Origin of the sequence: Streptomyces liliifuscus (assembly GCF_016598615.1) — a bacterium.
GTDB lineage: Bacteria > Actinomycetota > Actinomycetes > Streptomycetales > Streptomycetaceae > Streptomyces > Streptomyces liliifuscus.
In genome coordinates, this window is the sequence record NZ_CP066831.1 from 1,040,073 (window position 1) to 1,064,163 (window position 24,091).

The 24,091-nt window shown below is 69.6% G+C and carries 24 protein-coding genes; 12 read left to right on the plus strand and 12 right to left on the minus strand.

Annotated elements, in window-relative coordinates; all coding sequences use genetic code 11:
• Positions 1–23: 23 nt before the first annotated feature.
• Together JEQ17_RS04475 and JEQ17_RS04480 are read right to left on the minus strand one after the other, a co-directional pair.
• Positions 24–1,262 (minus strand): cysteine desulfurase-like protein, encoded by a 1,239-nt coding sequence (locus tag JEQ17_RS04475; protein WP_200393963.1) that lies wholly within the window; start codon positions 1,260–1,262, stop codon positions 24–26.
• 141 nt (positions 1,263–1,403) lie between these two features.
• The gene (locus tag JEQ17_RS04480; RefSeq protein ID WP_200393964.1) at positions 1,404–2,804 is read right to left on the minus strand and encodes an alpha/beta hydrolase family protein; all 1,401 of its coding nucleotides are present in this window, start codon (positions 2,802–2,804) and stop codon (positions 1,404–1,406) included.
• Positions 2,805–3,042: 238 nt separating this feature from the next.
• On the opposite strand from JEQ17_RS04480, the gene JEQ17_RS04485 reads away from it, so the two are divergent.
• The 7 genes from JEQ17_RS04485 to JEQ17_RS04515 all read left to right on the plus strand — a co-directional run bounded on the left by JEQ17_RS04485 (position 3,043) and on the right by JEQ17_RS04515 (position 10,150).
• On the plus strand, positions 3,043–3,540 hold the full coding sequence (locus JEQ17_RS04485) for a DUF2975 domain-containing protein (RefSeq protein WP_200393965.1): 498 nt from the start codon (positions 3,043–3,045) through the stop codon (positions 3,538–3,540).
• Entirely contained in the window at positions 3,540–3,788 is a 249-nt protein-coding gene (locus tag JEQ17_RS04490; protein WP_200393966.1) for a helix-turn-helix domain-containing protein, read from the plus strand. The genes JEQ17_RS04485 and JEQ17_RS04490 overlap by 1 nt, the downstream gene beginning before the upstream one ends.
• Positions 3,789–3,906: 118 nt before the next feature.
• Positions 3,907–4,374, plus strand: a complete 468-nt coding sequence (locus JEQ17_RS04495) for a hypothetical protein (protein ID WP_200393967.1) — start codon at positions 3,907–3,909, stop codon at positions 4,372–4,374.
• 63 nt (positions 4,375–4,437) lie between these two features.
• Positions 4,438–6,723: a protein translocase subunit SecD gene (gene secD, locus JEQ17_RS04500; RefSeq protein ID WP_200393968.1), complete on the plus strand. Its 2,286-nt coding sequence runs from the start codon at positions 4,438–4,440 to the stop codon at positions 6,721–6,723.
• Between the two features lie 173 nt (positions 6,724–6,896).
• A complete protein-coding gene (locus JEQ17_RS04505; protein WP_200393969.1) occupies positions 6,897–8,132 on the plus strand; it encodes a saccharopine dehydrogenase family protein in 1,236 nt (411 codons plus the stop codon).
• 106 nt (positions 8,133–8,238) lie between these two features.
• Positions 8,239–9,732 carry an APC family permease gene (locus JEQ17_RS04510; protein ID WP_200393970.1) on the plus strand — a complete coding sequence of 498 codons (1,494 nt, stop codon included), beginning with the start codon at positions 8,239–8,241 and terminating at the stop codon, positions 9,730–9,732.
• Between the two features lies 1 nt (position 9,733).
• Positions 9,734–10,150 (plus strand): universal stress protein, encoded by a 417-nt coding sequence (locus JEQ17_RS04515; protein WP_200393971.1) that lies wholly within the window; start codon positions 9,734–9,736, stop codon positions 10,148–10,150.
• A 12-nt stretch (positions 10,151–10,162) separates the two neighbouring features.
• Here the strand turns inward: JEQ17_RS04515 and JEQ17_RS04520 are convergent, their stop codons facing one another.
• Positions 10,163–10,660, minus strand: coding sequence for an SRPBCC family protein (locus tag JEQ17_RS04520; RefSeq protein ID WP_200393972.1), 498 nt, complete (start codon positions 10,658–10,660; stop codon positions 10,163–10,165).
• Positions 10,629–11,042, minus strand: coding sequence for an ArsR/SmtB family transcription factor (locus JEQ17_RS04525; protein WP_200393973.1), 414 nt, complete (start codon positions 11,040–11,042; stop codon positions 10,629–10,631). Before JEQ17_RS04525 ends, JEQ17_RS04520 begins: the two co-directional genes overlap by 32 nt.
• Positions 11,043–11,133: 91 nt before the next feature.
• Here JEQ17_RS04525 and JEQ17_RS04530 point away from each other — a divergent pair, with 91 nt between their 5' ends.
• Positions 11,134–11,763: a hypothetical protein gene (locus tag JEQ17_RS04530; RefSeq protein ID WP_200393974.1), complete on the plus strand. Its 630-nt coding sequence runs from the start codon at positions 11,134–11,136 to the stop codon at positions 11,761–11,763.
• A 25-nt stretch (positions 11,764–11,788) separates the two neighbouring features.
• Here JEQ17_RS04530 and JEQ17_RS04535 read toward each other — a convergent pair whose 3' ends face one another.
• Entirely contained in the window at positions 11,789–12,289 is a 501-nt protein-coding gene (locus JEQ17_RS04535) for a cysteine dioxygenase (protein ID WP_200393975.1), read from the minus strand.
• Between the two features lie 41 nt (positions 12,290–12,330).
• A complete protein-coding gene (locus JEQ17_RS04540) occupies positions 12,331–13,221 on the minus strand; it encodes an amidohydrolase family protein (protein ID WP_200393976.1) in 891 nt (296 codons plus the stop codon).
• 247 nt (positions 13,222–13,468) lie between these two features.
• Here JEQ17_RS04540 and JEQ17_RS04545 point away from each other — a divergent pair, with 247 nt between their 5' ends.
• Positions 13,469–14,473: a LacI family DNA-binding transcriptional regulator gene (locus tag JEQ17_RS04545; protein ID WP_200393977.1), complete on the plus strand. Its 1,005-nt coding sequence runs from the start codon at positions 13,469–13,471 to the stop codon at positions 14,471–14,473.
• Positions 14,474–14,658: 185 nt separating this feature from the next.
• Here JEQ17_RS04545 and JEQ17_RS04550 read toward each other — a convergent pair whose 3' ends face one another.
• Entirely contained in the window at positions 14,659–15,219 is a 561-nt protein-coding gene (locus JEQ17_RS04550) for a TetR/AcrR family transcriptional regulator (protein WP_200393978.1), read from the minus strand.
• A 96-nt stretch (positions 15,220–15,315) separates the two neighbouring features.
• On the opposite strand from JEQ17_RS04550, the gene JEQ17_RS04555 reads away from it, so the two are divergent.
• Complete coding sequence (locus JEQ17_RS04555) at positions 15,316–16,056, plus strand: SDR family oxidoreductase (protein WP_200393979.1); 741 nt, start codon at positions 15,316–15,318, stop codon at positions 16,054–16,056.
• Between the two features lie 16 nt (positions 16,057–16,072).
• Here the strand turns inward: JEQ17_RS04555 and JEQ17_RS04560 are convergent, their stop codons facing one another.
• Positions 16,073–17,044, minus strand: coding sequence for an NAD(P)-dependent alcohol dehydrogenase (locus tag JEQ17_RS04560; protein ID WP_200393980.1), 972 nt, complete (start codon positions 17,042–17,044; stop codon positions 16,073–16,075).
• 55 nt (positions 17,045–17,099) lie between these two features.
• Between JEQ17_RS04560 and JEQ17_RS04565 the strand changes: the two genes are divergently transcribed.
• On the plus strand, positions 17,100–18,347 hold the full coding sequence (locus JEQ17_RS04565; protein WP_234048063.1) for a MalY/PatB family protein: 1,248 nt from the start codon (positions 17,100–17,102) through the stop codon (positions 18,345–18,347).
• A gap of 22 nt (positions 18,348–18,369) precedes the next feature.
• Here JEQ17_RS04565 and JEQ17_RS04570 read toward each other — a convergent pair whose 3' ends face one another.
• Together JEQ17_RS04570 and JEQ17_RS04575 are read right to left on the minus strand one after the other, a co-directional pair.
• The gene (locus tag JEQ17_RS04570) at positions 18,370–19,788 is read right to left on the minus strand and encodes a cytochrome P450 (RefSeq protein WP_200393981.1); all 1,419 of its coding nucleotides are present in this window, start codon (positions 19,786–19,788) and stop codon (positions 18,370–18,372) included.
• A gap of 148 nt (positions 19,789–19,936) precedes the next feature.
• Positions 19,937–21,043: an NAD(P)/FAD-dependent oxidoreductase gene (locus JEQ17_RS04575; protein ID WP_200393982.1), complete on the minus strand. Its 1,107-nt coding sequence runs from the start codon at positions 21,041–21,043 to the stop codon at positions 19,937–19,939.
• A 325-nt stretch (positions 21,044–21,368) separates the two neighbouring features.
• Here JEQ17_RS04575 and JEQ17_RS04580 point away from each other — a divergent pair, with 325 nt between their 5' ends.
• Positions 21,369–22,184, plus strand: a complete 816-nt coding sequence (locus JEQ17_RS04580) for an SAM-dependent methyltransferase (protein WP_200393983.1) — start codon at positions 21,369–21,371, stop codon at positions 22,182–22,184.
• Between the two features lie 108 nt (positions 22,185–22,292).
• Here JEQ17_RS04580 and JEQ17_RS04585 read toward each other — a convergent pair whose 3' ends face one another.
• Complete coding sequence (locus JEQ17_RS04585) at positions 22,293–23,198, minus strand: helix-turn-helix domain-containing protein (RefSeq protein WP_200393984.1); 906 nt, start codon at positions 23,196–23,198, stop codon at positions 22,293–22,295.
• Positions 23,199–23,367: 169 nt separating this feature from the next.
• Entirely contained in the window at positions 23,368–24,069 is a 702-nt protein-coding gene (locus tag JEQ17_RS04590) for a hypothetical protein (RefSeq protein WP_407700035.1), read from the minus strand.
• Positions 24,070–24,091 lie beyond the last annotated feature (22 nt).

Genomic DNA, 24,091 nt, shown 5'->3' on the forward strand with positions numbered 1-24,091 from the left:
CCTTGAACCAGTCGATGGTTCCCTCAGAGCGTCAGGAACTCGGACAGGCCTTCCAGGAGCCGTTCGACGTCCTCCGTGCTGTTGTAGGGGGCCAGGCCGATCCGTAGGCCACCGGTGTCGCCGAGGCCGAGTCGGCGGGAGGCCTCGATCGCGTAGAAGGACCCTGCCGGCGCGTGGACGCCCCGCTCCGCGAGGAACCGGTAGGCCTCCACCGACGCCGACGCCGACGACGCCGCCGACACCACCGCCGAGCGCTCCTCGAACGTGAGCAGCAGAGTGGGAGTGCGGTCGACCGCCCTGGAGTGGACCTGGACACCCCGGAGCGAGGACAGCCCCTTGTCCAGCTGTGTGCGCAGGGCCTGTTCGTGTGCTTCGAGTGCCGTGAACGCGGTGGCGAGGCGCTGTCGTCGCGTCCCTGTGGCATCCGTGTCGAGGCCGGCGAGGAAATCGACCGCGGCTTCCGTGCCCGCGAGGAACTCGTAGGGCAGTGTGCCCAGTTCGAAGCGCTCCGGGACCACGTCGGTGGAGGGCAGGAGCTTGTCCGGCCGCAGCGTCTCCAGCAACTCCGGCCGGGCGGCGAGAACTCCGTGGTGAGGGCCGAGGAACTTGTACGGGGAACAGACGAAGAAGTCCGCGCCGAGCCGCTCCAGGTCGACCAGCGCGTGGGCGGTGTAGTGGACACCGTCGACGTACGTCAGCGCTCCGGCATCGCGCGCCATGGCCGAGATCTCGGCGATCGGGGGACGTGTTCCGATCAGGTTGGAGGCGGCGGTCACGGCGACGAGCCGGGTGCGTGGGGACAGAACGGCACGGACGTCGTCGGCGGTCAGTTCCCCGGTGGCGGGATCGAAGTCGGCCCAGCGCACGGTGGCACCGGCCTGGGCAGCGGCCTGAACCCATGGGCGGATGTTGGCGTCATGGTCGAGACGGGTGACGACCACCTCGTCCCCGGGCGACCACGTCTTGGCGAGAGTGCGGGAGAAGTCGTAGGTGAGCTGAGTGGCGCTGCGCCCGAAGACGATCCCTGTCGGGTGTGCTCCCAGCAGGTCGGCCAGGGCCTGACGGGCCTTGGTGACGATGCTCTCGGCGTTCCGCTCCCCCGGTGTCCCTTGCCCCCGGTTCGACAGAGGCTGCGCCAACGCGTCGGCGATGGCCTGGATGACGGGCTGCGGGGTCTGGGTGCCACCGGGGCCGTCGAAGTGCGCGGTTCCGGCGCCCAGCGCCGGGAACTGGGAGCGGAGGGCGGCGATGTCGTACGTCACGAGAGCTCCTGTGGGTGCCGTGCCGGGGCAGTTCCTGGACGAGGGTACGCACCTCGTCCAGGACTGCCCGCCCAGAGATCTCGTCCAGGACCGCCTCGCAGAGACGAGTCGGCCCTGAGCCGATCTGCCGTTCCGCCGAGGTCACCGTGAGGGGCGGAGCATCCTCGGCGGTGTGAAGTTGGTGTACGCGGGATCCAACGGCAGGTCCGCGCCGGTGCCGAGGTCCAGCACCTTCTGGTACGCCGGGCCCATGGCGCTCACCGAGGCGTTGAGCCGTGTCGGTGTGGTGCTCGGCCACTGCCCGTCGTCGATCCGGTCGAGCAACGTCCGCAGCATGACCAGTTCGTCGGCGGAGCTGAACGAGCAGTGCCCACCGCGGTCCACCCAGAGCTGCCGCAGCGAGGCAGGGTCGCCGTGGCGGCGGATCTGGTCGGCATACCACCGCTCCTGGTCGGTCACCGCGCCGCCGTCGCCGGTCGAGTGCAGGGTGACGACGGGGGCCGGCGTCGTACCGCGGACGATGCCGTGGCGGTACTGGTACTCCACCGCCTTCGCGTCGGGCCGGATCCGCGGCGCCTTCGCGAGGCGCTTCAGGTCTGCGGCCAAGTCGCCTCCGGGTGCGGCGGCGTACGCGTCGCGCACCAGGTCCTGCCGGCTCGACCGGGCAAGCAGCCGACCGTAGTCGATGCCGGTGTTCCAGGACGGGTTGCCGCCCGCGCGGTCCTCCAGCTCGGTCCGGCCGACCGGGCCGATTCCGTAGCTGTACGCCCATTTCGTCCACAGCGCCTGGGCGGCGACCCGTTCGTCGGTCGTCGTCGGCCGCGGCTCGTGCGCCGCGTACCACCCCGGGATGTTCGCCACGGCGCCGGCGAGGGCCAACCGCGCCCGCCCCTCCGGCGTTTCGAGGGCACGGTCGATCGCGGCGGCCAACGCGTCCCGGCTGGCCGCGGCGTCCTCGCCGGCCCGGACCAACTCGATGTCCTCGCCGGGCGCGAGGAGGGTCCTGACCACGAACGTGATGTCGAGACCGGAGTTCCACGTCGCGTGCGTGTCGTACTCCGCGCACATCGTGGCCACCCCGTCGAAGCGCTTCGGGTGCCGCTCGGCGAGCAGCGCCGCGATCAGGCCGCCCTGCGACATGCCACTGGACACGGTCCGCCGTGGCTCGCCCACGTGCTTCTCGAACCAGTCGAGCAGCGCGACCTGGTCGGTCACCCCGTCCTTGACCCCGTAGCCGATGCCGTCGTTCTTGAACTTCGACGCCGCCACCGCGTAACCGTGCTCGATCAGCCACTGCTCGGTCTCGACCCGGTTGGCCACCTGGACGCCCTCCGGCACCCACTCGGCCAGGAAGTACCCGTGGCTGTAGAGCACCAGCGTCCCGTTCCAGCGGGCGGGCAACTCGACGCGGTACTCCGCCCCGTCGATCTCACCGGTGAACGTCTTCCGCCCTCCGGCAGCGGCCGACGCCTCCGCCGACGCACCGACGGGCGGCCCTCCGACCACCACCCCGGCGACCAACCCCGCCAGAGCCGCCCCCACCAGTCCCACCCGAGCCGTGCGCCTACGCCACCGACCCGCCCTGCTCGTCCATCCACTCACTCTCGTCTCCCGTCGTCATCCACAGGCGTACTAAAGAGCAGACTGCGCAACGGGCACGTTCTCATCGGTACCGACAGCCCGCCTTCGGCGCCGGCACCCGTACGGCTTCAACCTGCAGCGTCGTCAGACTCGGACGAGATCGATTGCTTTTCGATTGAAATCAATCGACAATCGATGCATGCATCGTCTCTTCATAGCCGCGCTCCGGGCCGGCATCGCCGCAGCGATCCTCGTCGGTCTCTTCGGGCAGATCGTGGTCATTCCGACGACGGCGGCGGACGAGGTCGATCGTTTCCCGCCCTACGCCCCGTTCGCCACGCCCTATGTGACGTTGGCGATCATCGGCGTCGCCTGTGTCCAAGTCGCCCTCGTCGCAGTGTGGATGCTGCTCGCCATGGTCCGACGCGGCGCCATCTTCTCACCGCTGGCCTTCCGGTGGGTCGACATCGTCATCGGATCCTCCGTCGTGGCGACGCTGCTGGCGATGGGGGTCGCCGGACATCTCTTCGTGGCCGACATTCCGTCTCCCGACGACGGCATGGATGAACTCAGCGCCCTGGGCGCCGCGATCACGAGCGTCGGCGTGGGGGCGGCGTTCGCGATGCTCACCGTCATCATGCGAAGCCTCCTGCGGAAGGCGACGGATCTGCAGACCGAGATCGCCGCGGTCGTCTGATGGCGATCATCGTCGACCTCGACGTCCAGCTCGCCAGACACAACCTGTCGGTCGGCGAGTTCGCCGCCGCCGTCGGCATCACGCCCGCCAATATCGCCGTACTGAAGAACGGCCGCGCGAAGGCGGTGCGGTTCACGACCCTCGACGCGATCTGCCGCACCCTCGACTGCCAACCCGGTGATGTGCTGCGCTGGGTCCCCGACGACGACACGAACAGCGACGAGGACGGCGACACGAACGGCGGCTGACGAAGTCCCGGACCGGATTCGCCGTCCGTACCGTCCCGGGCGAACCTTATGCGTTCCTCATGCGTTGTGCTGAAAGGCCGCCACCATGGCGGCCCTGCCCTTGAGGAGGAGGAATCGCATGGCACAGCGAACCCGTGCGTCCTCCACCTCCGGCGGCCGCAACCTCACGCCCGTCACCGGCGCGCTTCTGGCGGCGCTGTTCACCCTTCTCGGCGTACTCGGCCTCCAGGGCATCCCTGCCGCGGCCTCTCCTGTCGCGTCGGCGCCGGTCGCAGCCGCCGCGTACCAGAGCCTGGCACCGGCCGCGGAGATCCCCCCGGTCACGAGTGTCGCCACCACGGCGGACACTCGTAGCAACGCCGACGACAAGTGCACCAACTCCTGCGGCCAGCAGCCCCGCGTAGGCAGGGCCACGCCGGGAGAGTGGCACACCCTGTCTCCGGGCGGGGTGTCCGTCCCGTCCAGCCTGGTGCTCCCCCTGCCGGAGTCCGGGCCGCAACTGCCGCTCTCGCAGGGCACCTTCACACCTCCACAGCATTCCGAGCGTCACAGCGGGCGGGGCCCGCCGCCTTCCAACGGCATCTGACGTCACCCAGTCGATCCCCACCGCACCCTTCTCATGGCTGCGGTCTGCCTGTTGGAGGCACCCTTGACGCGCGCCATCCGCGTGCGGGCGTTCTTCGCCCTTGCCGTTCTCGCCCTGTCGCTCTACATCACCCTGACCGTGCCGGTCCGCCTCGGACTCGATCTGCGCGGCGGCACTCAGATAGTCCTGGAAACCCGCGATTCACCCACCGCCAAGGCCGACTCGGAGGCCACCGACCGCACTTTGGAGGTACTGCGCCACCGCATCGACGCGCTCGGCGTCACCGAACCCACCATCGCCCGCTCCGGGGACAACCGGATCATCGTCGAGCTGCCCGGCATCCAGGACCCGCGTGAAGCCTCCGACGTCCTCGGCCGTACCGCCCAACTCGCCTTCCATCCCGTCCTCGGTACCGCGGACGCCGGCGAAACCTCACGACAGCCGCTGCCCGCGCAGTCGGCGGAACGCGTCCTCCCCGACGAGTCCGGCCGGCCCGTGCGCCTGGGCCCGTCGGCGCTCACCGGCGCGGACGTCGACAGCGCCGAGGCACGTATCGACCCGCAGAGCGGGGTCGGCTGGTACGTCGGCGTCGACTTCAAGGGAGATGGCGGCGACGCCTGGGCCCGTCTGACGGGCGAGGCTGCGTGCCGTCCCGCCGGCGATCCCGCCCGCCGCGTCGCCATCGTCCTGGACGACAAGGTCATCTCCTCCCCCCAGGTCAACTCCTCCGTCGCCTGCCGTACGGGCATCGCCGGCGGATCCACCCAGATCACCGGCTCCTTCAGCCGGGAGGAGGCCCGTGAACTGGGCCTCCTCATCAACGGCGGAGCCCTGCCGGTGCCGGTCGAGACCGTCGAACAGCGCACCGTCGGCCCGACCCTGGGCGCCACGGCCATCGAGGCCAGTGCCCGGGCCGCCGTCATCGGCACCGCGCTGACCTCACTGTTCATCATCGCCGTCTACCGGCTCCTCGGCGCCCTGGCCGCCGTGGCCCTGGCCTGCTACGGAGTCATCTCCTACGCGGCTCTGGCCGCGCTCGGCGCCACTCTCACCCTGCCGGGGCTCGCAGGGTTCGTCCTGGCCATCGGTATGGCCGTCGACGCCAATGTGCTCGTCTTCGAACGGGCCCGCGAGGAGTACGCGGCCCGCCAGAGCAAGGGCCTGCGCGCCGCTCTCACCGCCGGGTTCCGCAACGCGTTCAGCGCCATCGCCGACTCGAACATCACCACGCTCATCGCCGCGGGCCTGCTCTTCTTCCTCGCGTCCGGACCCGTCCGCGGCTTCGGTGTCACCCTTGGCATCGGCGTCCTCGCCTCCATGCTCAGCGCCCTGGTCATCACGCGCGTACTCGCCGACCACGCGGTCGCCCGTCGATCCGTACGACGCCGTCCCCGTCTCACCGGCATCGCGGACACCGGGAGGGTCCGCGACTGGCTGGTCCGCCGCGATCCCGACCTGATGCGCCGTCGGCGCACCTGGCTGGCCGCGTCCGCCGTCGCCCTCGTCCTGGCCACCTCGGGCATCGCGCTCCGAGGGCTGAACTTCGGCGTCGAGTTCACCGGCGGACGGCTCATGGAGTACTCGACCTCCGCGCCGGTCGACGCCGACCGCGCCCGGGACGCCCTGGCCGACGCGGGTCAGCCCCGCGCGGTCGTCCAGACCTCCGGCGACGGCGACCTCTCCGTACGCACGGATCAGCTGTCCAACGCCGAGGCGGCGAAGGTGGACAAGGCGATCGATGACCTCGCGGGCGGTGCCGAGAAGATCCGCGACGAGCTGATCGGCCCCAGCCTCGGGGACGAACTGCGCCGAGGGGCTCTCATCGCCCTCGCCTCGGCCCTGGCCGCCCAGTTGCTGTATCTCGCGGTGCGCTTCCGCTGGACCTTCGGCACATCCGCGGTCGCCGCGATGGCCCACGACGCCCTGATCCTCGTCGGCGTCTTCGCCTGGCTCGGCAAGCCGATCGACGGAGTGTTCCTCGCGGCCCTGCTGACCGTGATCGGATACTCGGTCAACGACTCCGTCGTCGTCTTCGACCGGATCAGGGAACTGTCGGCCGGTGACCGCAAGACACCCTTCTCGCGCCTCGCGAACACCGCGATCCTGCAAACCCTCCCGCGCACGGTGAACACGGGCATGGGAGCCGTGTTCATCCTCTCCGCCCTCACCCTGCTGGGCGGAGACTCCCTGACCGACTTCGCCCTCGCCCTGCTCATCGGCATCGTCGTGGGCACGTACTCCTCAATGTTCACCGCCGCACCCCTGGCCATCGAACTCCAGGCCCACGGCACCCCGCCGCCGCCCACCGCCACGCCCCATTCGGCCCCACGCGGCGCGGCAGCCATCTAGGGAGACAGCACGGTGGAACTCCGCTTCTGACCTGGCCATACGAAGTCGACCGAGCATGGCGCGACATCTCCGGATCAGTCACCTCTCACCGGGCGGTCCGGCTGATATCGTCCTGGCCCACCGAACAGGCAGGGGGCTCCCCCTGCGACGGCGGGACGAAGGAGTGCTGCGCCATGCGAGTTCTCTTGGTCGGAGCGGGAGGCGTCGGGACCGCGATCACGAGGATCGCGGCCCGGCGTTCCTTCTACGAGCACATGGTCGTCGCCGACTACGACCCGGCGCGGGCGGAGTCGGCCGTCGCGGCGCTCGGGGAGGACGAGCGCAGGTTCACAGCGGTGCGGCTCGACGCCTCGAACACGGCCGGTGTGCGGGCCGCCCTCGCCGAGCACCGCTGTGACGTCCTGCTCAATGCCACCGACCCCCGTTTCGTGCTGCCGCTGTTCGACGCGGCACTCGCCCATGGCGCCCACTACCTGGACATGGCGATGTCCCTGTCCCGGCCGCACCCGACCCGCCCCTACGAGGAGTTCGGCGTGAAACTGGGCGACGAGCAGTTCGCGCGGTCCGCCGAGTGGGAGGCGGCGGGCCGGCTCGCGCTGGTCGGCATGGGTGTGGAGCCGGGCATGTCGGATGTCTTCGCCCGTTACGCCGCCGACGTCCTCTTCGACGAGATCGAGGAGATCGGCATCCGCGACGGCGCCAACCTGGTCGTGGACGGCTACGACTTCGCCCCCTCCTTCAGCATCTGGACGACCATCGAGGAATGCCTCAACCCACCGGTCGTCTACGAAGCGGAGCGGGGCTGGTTCACCACGCCGCCCTTCAGCGAGCCGGAGGTCTTCGACTTCCCGGAGGGCATCGGGCCGGTGGAGTGCGTCAACGTCGAGCACGAGGAAGTGCTGCTGGTCCCCCGGTGGTTGAAGGCCCGGCGGGTCACCTTCAAGTACGGTCTCGGCGACGAGTTCATCGGCGTCCTCCAGACCCTGCACAAACTGGGCTTGGACCGCACCGATCCGGTCACCGTGAACGGCGGCACCGGCGCGGGAACGGGCAAGGTCACGGTCTCCCCGCGGGACGTGGTCGCCGCCTGTCTGCCCGACCCGGCCGGCCTCGGGGACCGTATGCACGGCAAGACGTGCGCGGGTACGTGGGTCAAGGGCACCAAGGACGGCCGGCCCCGGGAGGTCTACCTCTACCACGTGGTCGACAACCAGTGGTCGATGCGGGAGTACGGCTCCCAGGCCGTGGTCTGGCAGACCGCGATCAACCCCGTGGCCGCTCTCGAACTCATCGCGTCGGGAGCCTGGCACGGCAGCGGGGTGCTCGGCCCCGAGGCACTGCCGCCCCGGCCGTTCCTCGACCTGCTGACGGAGTACGGGTCCCCGTGGGGCATGCGCGAGGACACGTAGGCGGACGCCTACCCAGGTGACATGCGTATCCAGGAGGCCCTCAATAGCGTAAAAAGTTCCACAACGCCCTGTTGTATGGATTCACGCACAACCGGAGCGAGGGAACATGGCCAACGACACTGCGGACGCACCCCCACCTGTCGGGTTGAAGGCCAACGCGATCGGCTTCGTCGACGCGCTCGTCATCGGTCTCAACTCCACCTCCCCGGCGTACTCGCTGGCGGCGGTCATCGGTCCGATCGTGGCGCTGGTGGGCATCTACGCCCCGGGCGTGATGGTCGCGTCGTTCGTGCCGATGCTGTTGATCGCGTCGGCGTTCTACTACCTCAACAAGGTCGACCAGGACTGCGGTACGACCTTCTCGTGGGTCACCCGGGCCATGGGGCCGTGGGCCGGCTGGCTCGGCGGATGGGCCATCGCGATGACCGGCGTTCTGGTCGTCGGATCGCTGGCGGACGTGGCCGTGAGCTTCGCCCTGCTGGCTTTCGGCCTCGACAGCTGGGCCGACAACGACTTCGTACGCCAGTTGCTCACGGTGCTGCTCATCCTGGTGATGACGGCCGTGTGCGTCGTCGGCACCGAGGTGTCGGCCAAGGTGCAGAACGTTCTCATCCTCGCGCAGGTCGCCTGTCTGCTCGCCTTCGTCGTGGTGGCGCTCTACCGGGTCTACGCAGGCACCAGCACGTTCGACTCCATCGACCCCGCCTTCAAGTGGCTGGACCCCTTCGGGGCCGGCGGCGCGCCGCTGACCGGAGCGCTGCTGCTGGGGGTGTTCATCTACTGGGGCTGGGAGTCGGCGGTCAATCTCACCGAGGAGGTCGAGAACTCCGCCACCGCTCCCGGCAAGGCGGGCATCTGGTCGACGGTCGTACTGCTGGTGACCTATCTGTCGGTCGGTTTCGCGGTCGTGGCCTACGCCGGAACGACCTTCCTCGCCGAGAACGCCGACGAGGAGGAGTTCGTCTTCGCCCTGCTCGCCACCGAGGTGATGGGCGGCTGGGACTGGGTCGTGCTGCTTGCCGTGTCGACGTCGGCGCTGGCGTCGACGCAGACGACGATCATCCCGGCGTCACGCACTGCGCTGTCCATGGCACGCCGTCACGCGCTGCCCGAACACTTCGCACACATCCACCCGCGGTTCCGCACCCCGGACGTGAGCACGTGGTGGGTCGCCGGCATCGCCATCGCCTGGTACGTCATCGTCAACCAGATCAGCGCCAACGCTCTCTTCGACTCGCTCACCGCGCTGTCGTTGCTGATCGCGTTCTACTACGCGCTCACAGGTGTCGCCTGTGCGGTCTACTACCGCCGCCATCTGACCGAGAGCGTGCGCTTCTTCGTACTCATCGGCCTGGGCCCGCTGGTCGGCGCCGGTCTGCTGACGTGGCTGCTGGTGGAATCGGTCTCCGACATGGCCGACCCCGAGAACTCCTACAGCGGGGTCTCGTGGTTCGGGCTGGGTCCCCCGCTCGTCATCGGCATCGGGATCGCCCTCATCGGGGTGGTGCTCATGGTCGTACGGCGGCTGATGTCGCCGGTCTTCTGGTCGGAACGCCCTGGTGTGGCCGACGCCGATCTCGTCCACGGCAAGGAGTCCTGAGATGTCGGTTGTCCTCGGATACGACGAGTCGCCGGGCGCGACACGTGCGCTGCGCGTCGCGATCGAGGTGTCCGCCGCGTTCGACGAGCCGCTCGTGCTGGTCTACGGCGCCGCGGCTCCGGGAACCTTGGGCGAGGAGTACGGGGCTCACCATGAAGCCGTCCGCGAGGCCGGACGCGTCGCACTCGACCACGCCGTCAGGGTGGCCGACGAGGCCGACGTACGGACAACGGTCGAAATCATCGACCAGAAGCCGGCCCAGGCGCTGATCGACGCCGCGTCACGGCACGGGGCGAGGTTCATCGTGGTCGGCAGCTGGGGAGAGAGCCCGATGCGCGGGGCGCTGCTGGGCTCCACTCCCCACAAGCTGCTGCACCTGTCGAGCGTGCCGGTGCTCTGCGTGCCGACCGAACCATGACCCACTCGGCCGTCAGGTCGTGGGGTCGGCCAGCAGGGTGTCGATCTGGCCCATGGCTGCGGTCATGCCCTCGGCCATACCCATGGACACCAGCTGTTCCATCGCCTCGGCGGTGGGGAACGTGCTCTCGACCGTCATCAGAGTGGCCGACTCGCCTTCCGCCGTGAGCCGCACGCGGACGATCATGGTCGGCATGTCCGGGTTGGGCTTGCCGGAGTCGTCGGCGAACCCGTCCTCGAACTCCAGCCGGTGCGGACTGTCGACCGTCAGGACACGCCACCACCCGTAGTGCTTGTCACCTTCGGGCCCGGTCATGAAGTACGTGACCGCCCCGCCGGGGCTCAGGTCATGGTCGACGACTGTCGCGGGATAGGTCGGCGGCCCCCACCACCGCTCCAACTGCCGAGGGTCCTCCCAGACCTGCCACACCCGGGCCGGCAACGCGTCGAACCGCGCGGTGATCGTCAACGCGAGGGCTTCAGGGTTCTTCTGAACGTCGATCACGGTCATGAGAGTGCTCCTTGCCTTCTCGGGGGTGAGGGGCGGGATCCGAATCAGGCTCGGAATCGGCAATGATCGTGCCGATCCGGTCGATCCGTCCACGCCACACATCTGCCAGCTGGTCCAGCAGCCGATGGGCTTCCCGCAGGGAGTCCGCGTTGCCGCGAACCCGCTGCTCCCGCCCCTGCCGCTCCTTGGTGACCAGCCCGGCCTGTTCCAGGACCGCCACATGCTTCTGCACGGCCGCGAAGCTCATCGGGAACCGCCGCGCGAGGTCCGATACCGAGTACTCACCGGCCAGGGTGAGAGCCACGATCTCGCGCCGCGTCGCATCGCCCAAGGCATGAAAGATGCGATCGGCTCGCTCGGCGGATTCAGTACGTACAACCATTTGGTTTCACGTTAACCGATGCAGCCGACCCGAGCAAGGTCGGGCCGCCACCGTGGTCACCCGCTCCCCAACCAGGGGAGAGACTGGAGGCGTGCTGATCGTGGATGCCGTACTGGAGACCTACGTGGCCGCCGACTTCGCTCTGTGGCCCCTTGCCGACTCGCCTCCGGATCGGCTCCTGGCCCTGTCGGGCGAGCTGTCCTCACGCGAACTCGGCACTGCCATGGCAGTTCTGACGACCTATAACAAGGGGCAGCGCCAGCGGCGGCCTCGCGCGCCGAAGGACAGTCTGGAGCAGGTCGGGCGTCTGTTGGCCACCGAGTGCATCATTGCTCCCGGCGGCCTGCGGATCCGGGACACGGCCACCGGGGTCACCGTGGTGCCCGGATGCTGTTCCGGTCTGGAGAACTGGCGGGACTGGCTGGATCTGATGAGCGGCGGCGAGCCGTGGCTCGGCCACGATCCCACGCCGGGCATCGAGCATGCCGGGGCGGTCGCCCGGTTGTGGCCCGACGGGGATCGGCCCGAGGGTCTCCCCATCGATCTCCCCCTGGCTCAACTGCCGGGGCTCCTGGACTCGGTTCAGGATCGGCTCGTCGGCTTTCTCGGCGCAGTTGAGGCGTGGGCTGCGAGCCATGCCCCGTCCATCGCCGCCGCCGTGGTCGCGAGGCTCGATGAGGCTCTCGCCGTCAGTACTCCTCTCGATCGAGTTCAGAGCTGAGGCCGATCGGTCGAGACGGTCCGCCTCAGGCCGCCGGGGTGTCCAGTGGGCGGAGCTCGTCGGCGTACGACACGGAGATGCGGCGCATCAGGCCGTCCTCCGTGATGTCGTACTGGCCGAGGCGCCACAGAGGTGGCGAGTAGGCGTGGATCGAGACGGCGTCGTCGGTGGCGCCGGTGAGCCGGTGGATGTGCTCGGGGCCGAAGCAGAATGACTCGCCGGTGGCGACGGTGACGGACAGGTGACTGCCGCCGATGCGCGGGTTGGACTCGTGGAGCGCGCCCTGGACGATGCCGACGGCGCCGGAGGAGATGTCGTGGTCGTGCCAGCCTGTGTCGTTCTGCCGGGTCCAGCAGAGCAGCCAGACGTCGACGTACTCGTCACGGTACAAGGACGCGTAGTGCCGCTGTTCGTCGGAGAAGGCGACCTGTTCGCGCCAGAGGTCGGGGCGGGTGGCGAGGTCGTCGACGAGGGCTTGGAGTTCGCGCTTGTCGAGGGTGCGGTCGGGCAGGGACTCGTACGTCATGAGGGGCTCCCTTCGGGTCGGGTCCGCCACGGGGACACGGATCAGGCGTGGCCGTACAGGAGGCGGGCGGGGTTGGTGGTGCGCAGGGCGTGGACGGCGGCGGCCGCGCCGAGGTCGGGGATGACGGGAGGTGCGTACGGGCGGTCGCTGCCGCCGACGACCACGTCGATGCCGACGGCACGAACGACCGCGTCCACGGCGCGAGTTCCGTAGGAGGAGGTCTCGTAGAACGCGTCGAAGTCGACCTGGCCCCGCCCTCCGCCACGGATCGCGAGCCGTTCGCCGTGCAGCGGGGCGAGACCCGCGAGGGCGGCGAAGCAGACGCGCAGGCGCGGGTGGCGGGCGCGGCCGAAGGCGCGGAAGGCGAACCAGGACGCGTGCATCTGGTGCACGTACGGGACCAGGGCGGGCCACCAAGGAGGGGCGTCGGGAGTGGACCTGACCGCGCCCGGGTGGATGAAGAGGGGTTTGCCGTGGCGGGCGAGGACGTCGAGGAACGGGGCGCACCGGGTCCAGCCGGCCGCGTCGAGGAGGGCTGTGGCGGGGAGTTGGAGGCCCACGCAGCCCCGCCTGAGTTCGCGTTCGACGGCCTCGGGGTCCGGTGCCGACAGGCAGGGAGAGGCCCAGACGCCGAAGGGGGCCGGGAGTGCGAGGGCTCCGTCGTGGAACGCCTCCAGGAGCGGGGCGGCCTCGGCGGGCGGCAGGTACTCGATGCCGAGGGGGCTGGGCAGGGACACCAGGGCGAGGCCGAGACCGTCGGTGGCGGCAAGACGCGTACGGGCCGTGATGTCGTGGTCGGCCGGGTCGACCTCGTAGGGCGGTTCGCCGCCCGCGTGCAGGGTCCAGCCGTCGAGGTACGGCGGTGTGGTGCGGGAGCGCAGCAACTCGATGAAGTCGGTTGGCCAGATGTGCTGGTGGACGTCGGTGGGCACTCGGCGGTCCTCGGGCTGGCAAAGATCCTGGCAAAGGGTAAGGAGGGGCGGTCAACCCAGGTTAAGCGTTTCACTTATACGGTTAACTTAAGCGATTAACAAGCGGGCCTGTCAAGCATGCCTCCGGCGGCGACGGGCCCCGCCCAGGAGCGGCGCCCGAGTACGGACCCGAGCACTGACGGGACGACGACGGCGCCCGGCGGGCCGTGTGCCCACATTGCGGACGCCTCCCGGTAGGCTTCCGGGCATGGCCAGGCCCAGCAAACGCACCACCCTCAGGGAGGTGGCCGAGGCCACGGGCCTCTCCACCGCCGCCGTCTCTTACGCCCTGCGCGGCAAACACGTCTCCAAGGAGACCGAGGAACGGGTGCGCCAGGCCGCGGCCGAACTCGGCTACGAGGCCGACCCCATCGCCCGCGCACTGGTCAGCGGCCGAACCAGCATGGTCGGCGTCCTAGCGGGCGATCTCCAGGACCTCTGGCAGCAGCAGCTGATGGCGGCCATCGGCCGGGAGCTGCTGGCCGGTGACCGCTACGCGCTGATCCTCGACGCGGGCGGCGACCCCGACCGTGAACTGGCCCTCGCCAAGCAGCTGCGCGACCAGCGGGTCGACGCGCTGCTGGTGTCTCCCGTGAACCCCTCCGCGAAGGGCTGGGCCACCATCGCGGACTCGCTCCCGGTGGTGGCCGTCGGCGACTCGCTGAGCCGGGCCCGCACGGCCGGCCAGGTCATCTTCGACAACCGGGCAGGCATCGACGCCGTGTTGGAGTATCTGCACGGCCTCGGCCACCGCCGGGTGACCGTTCTGACCCCGACCCGCCCGAGCACCCCGGACCGGCCCGCCGACGTGTACGTCCGCGAGGCGGCCGACCGCCTCGGGCTCCAGGCCGAACTGGTCCCCTGCCCGCAGGAGTTGGGCGAGGCGACGGCGGTGGCGCGCGGCGTCCTGGAGGGGGCCCACCCCGCGACGGCCGTGTTCTGTTTCTCGGACTCACTGGCGTACGGGGTGTACGCGGCCGCGGCCGAAGCCTCACTGGAGGTGGGCCGGGACGTCTCCGTGGTCGGCTTCGACAACCACCCGGTGTCGCGGGTGCTCACGCCACCGCTGACCACCGTGGACTGGGGGCTGACCCAGATCGCGGCGGAGGCGGCACGGCTGACGGTCGCGGCGATCGAGGGCAAGCGGGTGCGGAAGAAGCGGGTGCTGTGCGCACCGCAGATGAGCGAACGCGGGTCTGCCGTGCGAGTGTGAGAGCCGCGCCGGTGTGAAGTCTGAGACCTCGGCGGTTCAGTGGACGTGGAAGGCGGACCGCCACCGCGGCTCCGCTGCTCGATCGCCCCGGGTCAGCCCGGCGAGCGCCTTGCCGAGCGCGCCCTCACCTGGTTCGGTCGGACGCCGTCCGCCCCTATCCGCGACGCTTGCCCTCTCCCCCGCCCTCACCGGTCCGCATCCCGTCGGCGAAGGCCGTCGAGGATGACGCTCATCAGAGGCCTCGCCTTCGACTCCCACTCGTCCCGGTTCAGTCGGCCTAGGTAGGCGATGAGCAGGAGGACCCCGTGGGCGTCGACGTCCGTGCGAATGGAACCGGCCGCTTTCCCTGCGTCCAGCAGGTGACCCAGGGCGCCTTCGATGGGGTTGTGGCTGTGGGCGACGAGGTCCTGCCAGGCGGCCGGCTCCAGCGCCGCCAGGACGCCGCGCTTGATCTCGGCGTAGTCGATCACTCGGTCGAGCCAGCGACGCAGGGCTTCGACGGGCTCGTGGTCCGCCAGCAGGGCGGAGGAAGCCGTCACGAGTTCCTCGACGTCGCGCCGGTAGACCTCGGCGAGGAGTGCCTCGCGGTTGGGGAAGTTCCGGTACAGCGTTCCCTGTCCCACACCGGCGCGCTTGGCGATCTCGTTGAGGTGGACGTGGCTGGACTCGGCGAGGGCCGCACGGGCGGCCTCCAGGATGCGGGTCCGGTTCCGCTCCGCGTCCGGACGGCGTGCCGGCGTACTCATAGGTCTCTCCTGAATGCTCCGCCTCCGACAAGTGGACACGTGTCCGGTAGGCTGGAACACGCACCGGACACGTGTCCACTTTACTTGGAGGCAGTAGTGCTTTCCCTTCACGGCAAGATCGTCGCCATCACCGGGGCGAGTGGCGGCATCGGCGAAGCCACGGCCCGGCTGCTCGCCGAGCGCGGCGCCGCGGTCGTCCTCTCGGCGCGCCGCAGCGAGCGCATCGACGCCATAGCGCGGGACATCAGGGAGCAGGGCGGCCGCGCCGTCACGTGCGTCGTCGACGTCACCAAGGCCGAGGACCTGCGGCGTCTGGTCGCCACCACGGTCGCCCAGTACGGCCGTGTCGACGTCCTGGTGAACAACGCCGGCATCGCCCCGATCAGCCCGGTGGCCGATCTCGACACCGAAGGCTGGTCGGCCATGATCGACGTCAACCTTCGCGGCACGCTCAACGGCATCGCCGCCGCGCTGCCCGCCTTCCGTGAGCAGGGCTCGGGCCACCTGGTGAGCATCGTCTCCGTGGCCGGCCTGTCCGTGTCCCCCTCGATGGCCGTCTACGCGGCGACGAAGAACGCGGTACGCACGGTCCACGAGGGGCTGCGCAAGGAGTCCACCGACGGAGTTGTGCGCACGACAGCCATCTCGCCGGGCTACATCCGCACCGACCTCGCCGACTCCATGGCAGACCCGCACGTCCGCGAGCAGACGCGCAAGAACATGGACGCGATCGGTATCCCTCCGGCGGCGGTCGCCCGCGCGGTGGCCTTCGCCATCGAGCAGCCCGCCGACGTCGAGATCGGCGAGATCAACGTTCGCCCGACGGTCCAGGCGTGACGCTCACCGTCACCGGTCAGGTCGGCGGTACGACGACGATGACGACATTGCCGATCTTCTGGCCCGTCTCGACATACCGATAGGCGTCGACGATCCGCTCCAGTGGATACCGTCGGTCGATGACCGGACTGAATTCTCCCGACTCCATCAGGGCCCGGAAATACCGCGCCATCTCCTGGTCCTGCTTCGGAAAGGGGAACTTGACTTTCCTGCCGCGGAACAGAGGCGTGACGAGTGGCAGGAGAAGGTTCTGACACCAGGGGCCCAGGTCCGACGACAGATAGACCCCGCCGGGCTTCAACAGCCGCTTGCAGCGGCCGAACGTGCTCTTGCCGACGGCGTCGAACACCGCGTCATACCGTTGCTCGTCCCGGGTGAAGTCCTGGGCCGTGTGGTCCACGACCCGGTCCGCGCCCAGCCCCTTGACCAGTTCCATGTGCGGCCCGTCGCACACCGCGGTCACGGTGGCTCCATGGTGTTTGAGGAGTTGCACGGCTGCCGAGCCGATGGCGCCGGTCGCGCCGTACACGAGGACGTCCTGTCCGGGTCGGACGCCCGCCTTGTTGACGAAGGCCAGCGCGTAGTGGGATCCCTCGGTACCGGGAGCGGCCTTCTCGAAGGTCACACCGCTCGGCATGGTCGCGATGGCGCCGTCGTGCGGAACCGACAGGTACTCGGCATGGGTTCCGAACCGGCCCTCGTTGTAGCCGAACACCCGGTCGCCGGCCTCGAAGGACGTGACACCGCTGCCGACCGCTTCCACCACTCCCGCGTACTCGGTCCCGAGCACCGTACGCCGGGGCCGGACAAGGCCGGTGAATACGCGTACGAAGAAGGGACTGGCCGCCCGGTAGGCACAGTCCGTGCGGTTGACCGTCGTCGCGTGCACCCTCACCAGAACGTCGTGGTCCCCGATCGATGGCTCGGCCACCTCGGCGACCCGGATCACTCCGGGCGGACCGTACCGGTTGTGCACCGCTGCTTTCATGGGCGAACGATAGCGGCACGGTCTCATCGTGCTCGCCCGGACGTTGGAGGATCGCGTGACCGAAACGACGAGGCAGGCAGCATCCGAGGACGCCGAAACCGGGCGGACCGATCCACTCGTGCAGGTGTCCCTGCAGCAGTTGCGCAGGCGTACCAGCATGAAGTGGCGCGTCCATCCCGAGGACGTACTGCCCCTGTGGGTGGCGGAGATGGACGTTCCGCTGGCTCCCTGCGTCGCCGACGCGCTGCACAGAGCCATCGGCCTCGGCGACACCGGGTACCCGCACGGGACCGCCTACGCCGAGGCCCTGGCCGCCTTCGCGGCCGACCGCTGGCAGTGGGGCGGCTTTCGCGTCGAGAACACGGCCATCGTGCCCGACGTCATGCTGGGCATCGTCGAGGTTCTGCGTCTCATCACCGACCCCGGCGATGCCGTCGTCGTGTGCTCGCCCGTCTATCCGCCGTTCTACGCGTTCGTCAGCCACGACGCCCGCGAGGTGATCGAGGCTCCCCTCGGACCCGACCTGCGTATGGACCTCGATGCCCTGGAGGACGCATTCGTACGGGCGCGGCGGCACGGCCGATGTCCGGCGTTTCTGCTGTGCAATCCGCACAACCCGAGCGGTGTCGTGCACACCCGCCAGGAACTCGAGGCCGTCGCCGCACTCGCCCGTCGGCACGGCGTCCGTGTGGTCTCGGACGAGATCCACGCGCCGCTCGTACTGCCGGGCGCCACGTTCACGCCGTTCCTCAGTGTGTCCGGGTCCGAGAACGGCTTCGCCCTGATGTCCGCCTCCAAGGCGTGGAACCTCGCCGGGCTCAAAGCCGCCCTGGCCATCGCGGGTGAAGAGTCTGCCGCGGACCTTCGCCGGATGCCCGAGGAAGTGGGTCACGGGCCCAGCCATCTCGGGATCCTCGCCCATACGGCCGCGTTCCAGGACGGCGGGGACTGGCTCGACGAACTGCTGGGCGGGCTCGACGCGAACCGAACCCTGCTGGGCCGGCTCATCGAGGAACATCTCCCCGGCATCCGGTATCTGCCGCCCCAGGGCACCTACTTGGCCTGGCTGGACTGCACACGGCTGGGACTGCACGACGAACCCCAAGCCACCGGCCCGGGCGTCGTGGCCGACCTCGCCGGACCGGCGCAAATGTTCCTCGACGAAGCCCGCGTCGCCCTCAGCTCCGGCCATGTCTTCGGCACCGGCGGCGCGGGATGCGTACGCCTCAACTTCGCCGCGTCACCGGCCGTCCTGCGCGAGGCGCTGGACAGGATGGGGCGCGCGGTGCGGCAGTTGAGGTGAGGCCGTCACCCGCGCCCCGGCGTCAGCGGCCGGTGCGGATCAGGCTCGTCAGATAGCGCCACAGTGATGAGCGCTGTCGGGCGGAGGGATCCGGCAGCGCCGTCTCGGTGGATTCCGCCGCCGGGTCGTGCGCCGACGGCTGATCGGGCACCGGCGGCTGGTCGGGCATCGAGGCGAGTTCGTACCGTACGGGCAGCGAGCGCAGGCCCCGCATGAAGGGCGAGGAGCGCCACGGGAGTTGGTCGACGGGGAGGGCGAGGTCGAGGTGGGAGAACCGCTCGAACAGGCGGCTCACCCCGACCGCCGCGACCGTGGACGCGAGTTCGCGCGCCGGGCACTGACGGCGGCCCGCGCCCCAGGACAGATGCGCCCGAGTGCTGACGGTGGTGCTCTTCGCCGCGCTGTCGGCGAAGAGCGGGTCGGCGTGCGCCGCCGCCGAGGAGACCCAGACCGGGTCGCCCGCGCGGATCGTGTAGTTCCCGAGCGGGGTGTCCTTGGCGGCGAAGCGCGGCACGAAGTTCACCAGCGGCGGCTTTCGCATGACCACCCGGTTCATGGTCTCCCTGACCATCCCGGCGGACAGGCTGGCTCGCGCACCGCCGTCTCCCGAGAGGACCTCGACCACCGTGTTGGAGATGAGGATGCCGACATGGTCGGACGTCATGCCCAGCAGCATGAACAGCTCACGGGCCAACTCGTCGAGCGAGAGGTCCGGGTGTGCGGCGAGCAGGTGCGAGGGGAAGTCGTCCCCCGGCGTCTTCAGCTTCATCGCGGCCAGTTCCGCCAGCGTCGCCAGCAGGCGATCCAGGGCGGGCTCCGCGTCCGGACCGGCGTCCAGGACCCGCCACATGTCCATCAGCGCGTCGTCGCCCTGTGAACCGGGGAAGCCGAGCAGGTGACTTGCCACCATCAGCGGCAGGGGCCGGGAGAACTGGGCGGACAGGTCCGCGAGGCCCGTTCCGCCGGCCTGGCCCACCAGGGTGATCAGTTCGTCGGCGTAGGCGGTGACGGCCGTCTTGAGCTTCTTGGCCTGGGGATGGCGGGGGTCCTGGAACGGCCTGAGAGCCGTGTCCCACGCAGATCGCAACTGCGGGTATCCGGGGCCGCCCTGGATCAGGATGTGGTTGACCTCCAGGGACGGCCCGAGCGGCCAGTCGGAGGGCACACGGCCCTCCGAGCGGGCCCGCCAGTTCTCCAGGCCCTTCGGCCATCCGTCGTCGTCCTGGAGCACATCGAGTGCCTCGCGGTAGCCGAGGACCAACCAGGCGGGTACGCCGAGGAGATCGACCGGCGCGACCGGGCCGTGACGCTGCCTCAGCCGTTCGTACACCAGCGAGGGGCGCGTCTCGTAGTCCCGGGTGAGCAGCGGCTCGGGAGTCATCGCCTCCAGCGGTGTGCCGTCCAGGTCCACGGATCCGCCGTCGCCCAACTGGGATTCCATCGTCTTGCCGCCCTTCCGCACTCCCCGTACCGGCTCGCCTTCAGCCGGTAGTTGGAAACGTGGGGACCTTACCCCAGGGCACATACGTGGGCGAACGACGGGTGCCACCGTGACATCGTCGTTCGTGTGCGGGACCGCGCGTCGCGTGTCAGGCCGCGGAGTACCCCAGTTGGCGTCTCATATAGGGGGTCATGAGGGTCTTGGCCTTGGCCAGGGTGGTGGTGCGTCCGCCGAGTACCGCGGTCTCGCCGCCGAGCACGGGCAGCATGGTCACTCCGTCCGCCTGGCCGAACGGCACGATGAGCGGGGTGCGGTGGATCGGCCGGTACGAGCGGGACTGCGTGCGGTGTTTGCCCGAACTGCCCAGGTAGGCGCGGATGTTGTGGGCGGCGAGGTCCGCCTGCGCGAGCGCGGCGGGGGTGATCTTGAGCTCGCTCGCGTCGTTCACGTCGCCGACCGCGAATACATCCAGTCGGCCCTCGGCCCGGAGCATCCGGTCGACCTTCACATGCCCGCTCGCGTTCAGCCAGTCACCGTGGCCGGCCAGGCGCAGCCAGAGCGTGTTGGGGGTGGTGCCCGTCGCCCAGAAGGAGCGGTCGGCCTCCACCACGTTCCCGCGCGCGTCGCGGTACGTACCGAAGTCGTGGCCCGGGGACATGAACGAGTCGAGCCGCACCTCCACGTCGTGGGACTCCAGCCAGGCGAGGGCCTTGCGCCCCGCCCGCTCGCTGCCCGTGGAGTGGAGCAGGGTCGGGCCGGAGTGGGCGAGCGTGACCCGGGCGTCCGGCCGGGCCAGGCGGATCTCGGCGCTCAGTTCGACACCGGAGGGTCCGCCGCCGACGACAAGGACATGATCGGCGGTGGCGACGTTCTGCTGGTGTCCGGCGAACGACTTGGCCGCCTCCTCCGCGGTGGTGCCGGAGAAGCGGGCCGGTTCCGGATAGTCGGCGCCGGTCGCGATCACCACGACGTCGTACGGGAGGCGCTCGCCGGTGGCCAGCACCACCTCCCGCTCGGCGGTGTCGACACGGACGGCCTTGCCCACCGCCACCCGGCCGTTGCCGAGGAGCCGGTCGTACGGGATGAACGGGGCCATGGTCCATTCCGGGCGCACACCGGCGCGCAGGGAGGCGATGCGATGGAAGAAGACCTCTTTGCGATCGACCAGCGTGACCCGCGCCGTGCCGTCCAGCCGTTTCGCCAGGCGGACGCCCGCATAGCCGCCGCCGATCACCACTACGTCGCCGTCACGCACGCCGAATCTCCTGTGCCTCTGGGGGGCGAGGGCCGCGGCGGGTGGGGCGCCGACATCGACCACTCGACTGTCGGCGAGCGTAACGCTTGAAACCTAAAGGGCTCATGAACTTCTGTGCGCGTTCTGTGAAGTGACGGCACGGATGTCGACTTTCGGCCCGCCCGGAGAACGCAATCAAGTCATTGGCCGACGAAGCACGGACAGGTTGGGCCGGTGGATTTACATGATCCAAACCCGGGGAATAACGTGGCTCTCCACGACTGGTGCCCGACAGGTTCGCGGTTCTCGCACTACGTACACACATACGTACACAACAGGAGTGTCCATGACTGATGCACGAGAGAACTCCGACCAGGAGGCACTCGCCAAGATCGACACCACCGTGCCGCAATCGGCCCGGATCTGGAACTACTGGCTGGGCGGCAAGGACAACTACGAGGTCGACCGCATAGCCGGTGACGCCTTCCGCGACATTTTCCCGGGGATCGAGACAGGAGCCCGCGCCGCCCGGTACTTTCTCGCCCGCGCAGTCCGTCATCTGGCCGCCGAGGAGGGAATCCGGCAGTTCCTGGACATCGGCACCGGGCTGCCGAACGTGGACAACACCCATGAGATCGCCCAGCGGGTGGCCCCGGAGTGCCGGATCGTCTACGTCGACAACGACCCCTTGGTGCTCGCACACGCCCGCGCGCTGCTGGTCAGCAGCTCGGTGGGTGTCACCAACTACGTCGACGCCGATCTGCGCGACCCGAGCACGATCCTGCGGGAAGCGGCGAAGACGCTGGACTTCGACCAGCCGGTCGCCCTCATGCTGATGGGCATCCTCGGCCACATCGAGGACCACGACGAAGCGCGTTCGATCGTGCGGCAGTTGGTGGACGGTCTGCCCTCCGGCAGCTTCCTCGTGCAGTACGACAGCACCGACACCAGCGACGCCTATGTCGATGCCATCAGGCAGTACAACGAGGGTGGCTCGATCCCGTACATCCTGCGCAGCCCCGCGCAGATCGAGCGCTACTTCGACGGTCTGGAACTGCTCGAACCCGGCGTGGCATCGTGCTCGCGCTGGCGTCCTGACACCGAGGCCCTGGGTCTCCCGGCGGAAGTGCATCAGTACGGAGGCGTCGCCCTCAAGCGCTGAAGTCCCCCGCCCGGCGGCCCACTTGGCGTACGCCGCCGCCGTGGCGGTCGCCGGGCGCGACGACCGGCACGCGTTCGCTCCGCCATCGCGAGTCCTGATCCGCTCGGGTCAGGTCTCCTGAAGGATGCGATGGAGGATCGTGCACGTCGCGTCCGGCGAATCGGCCTGGACGACCACGCGGTTCAGGACACCCCAGTAGTACTCGATCTCACTCGGCTTGTCGGGATAGACGGCGCTGGCGAGCTGTTCCAGATACACCATGTCGGGCAGCAGACCGCCGGGCAGGCGCACGATGGTGACCGGACCGCCGGCCGCGGCGTGACCACCGGCGAGAAACGGCACGATCTGTACGGTGACCTGCGGGAGTTGGCAGATCTCGATGAGGTGCTGAAGCTGGGCACGCATCGTGGCGGTGCCGCCCACCGGACGACGCAGCGCCGCCTCGTCGATCACGGCCCACAGTTGAGCCGCTCCCTGCCTGTGCAGGATCCGCCGACGCTTCATGCGCAGGGTGACCCGCCGGTCGATCTCCTCCGCGGAGGCCTCCGGGCAGCTGAGCCGGATGGCGGCGCGAGCGTAGTCGGGAATCTGCAGCAGGTCGGGAACGACCTGGGGCTGGAAGCAGCGGATGAGGCTCGCCGCCTGTTCGGCCCCGAGGTAGGCCTGCATCCAGGCGGGCACCACGTCGTTGTACGGCTGCCACCAGCCAGGGGTGTTGGCCTGTCTGGCCAGAGCCAGCAAGGTGGCGCGCTCGGCCTCGTCCGTGACTCCGTAGAGCGTGAGGAGATCGGCCACGTCACGCATCTTGAACCCGTGCCGGCCCCACTCCATTCTGCTGATCTTGGACTGGGAGGCGCGGATGGCCTCGCCCGCCTCCTCCCGGGAGAAGTGCAGTTCCTCCCGCAGCCGGCGCAGTCGTGCCCCCAGCACCAGGCGTGGCACCGTCGGCCCCGCGGTCAGGGCGTCCGGTTCGGAGCCCGCCTCCGGTGTGCCTACGGTCTCTGTGGCGCCCATGGATGTTCTCCCTGGCGTTGAACTCAACTCCACGCGCATACAAGCGCGTTGGCCGTCATTCTAGATGAACGAGTCCACGGGCCCGGCCGTCAGCGCCGCCAGGGGCGTACGGCAGGTGGCCGTGGATCACTCGGATCCACGGCCATCTGCCGGTGCCGGACGTACGGTGTCAGGCGGTCTTCCTCTGCCGCCGTTCCAGCGCGGTGGCGGCTTTGCGGCGCTTGGTGTCGGTCAAGTCCACCTGGGTCCCCGGGCCGGCTCCGGGCTCGTCCGCCCAGGTCCGCAGCCTGGCCACGAGGGCCGTCAGCCGCTTGTCACCGGGCGGTACGTCGATGGAGAACAGCGCCTCGTACGGGCGGTCGTCGTCCCCGCCCCACCGCACGACGCCGTCGCACTCGGCGAGGATGTCGCGGATCACCATGAGCTGGGGCGAGTAGAACCCTTCCCCGGCTCCGGGCGGGTAGGAGCCCGGCCGGATCGCAACGGCGGTGCCGGACGCCTGGTTGCCCTCCGCCCGCTTCAGCTGCACCCGGGCCGGTGCGCGCCAGCCGGCCAGGTCTCCCTTGCGGAGTTCGTCGATCTCGTAGTGGAAGCGCCGGACGACGTGCACGAGGACCGTCTCCACGTCTCCGATGCGTACGTCCATGTCGAGGCCGGTGCCCGGAACGGGCCGGGTCCACACCGTGGAGACGTCGTTGGCCTTCTCCTCCAGCTCCCAGCCGTTGGGCGATGTCGGCCGCTTCGGGGCGTCGTCGGACCCGGGTCTCCCCGCGGCCACCGCCCCGGCGGGCAGGGCCAGAACGGAGCCGCCGCCCACCAGGGTGACGGTGCCGAGGACCGCGGTGTGCCTGACGACATCACGTCGTGTCATGCCTGTCATGTCAGTTGTCACG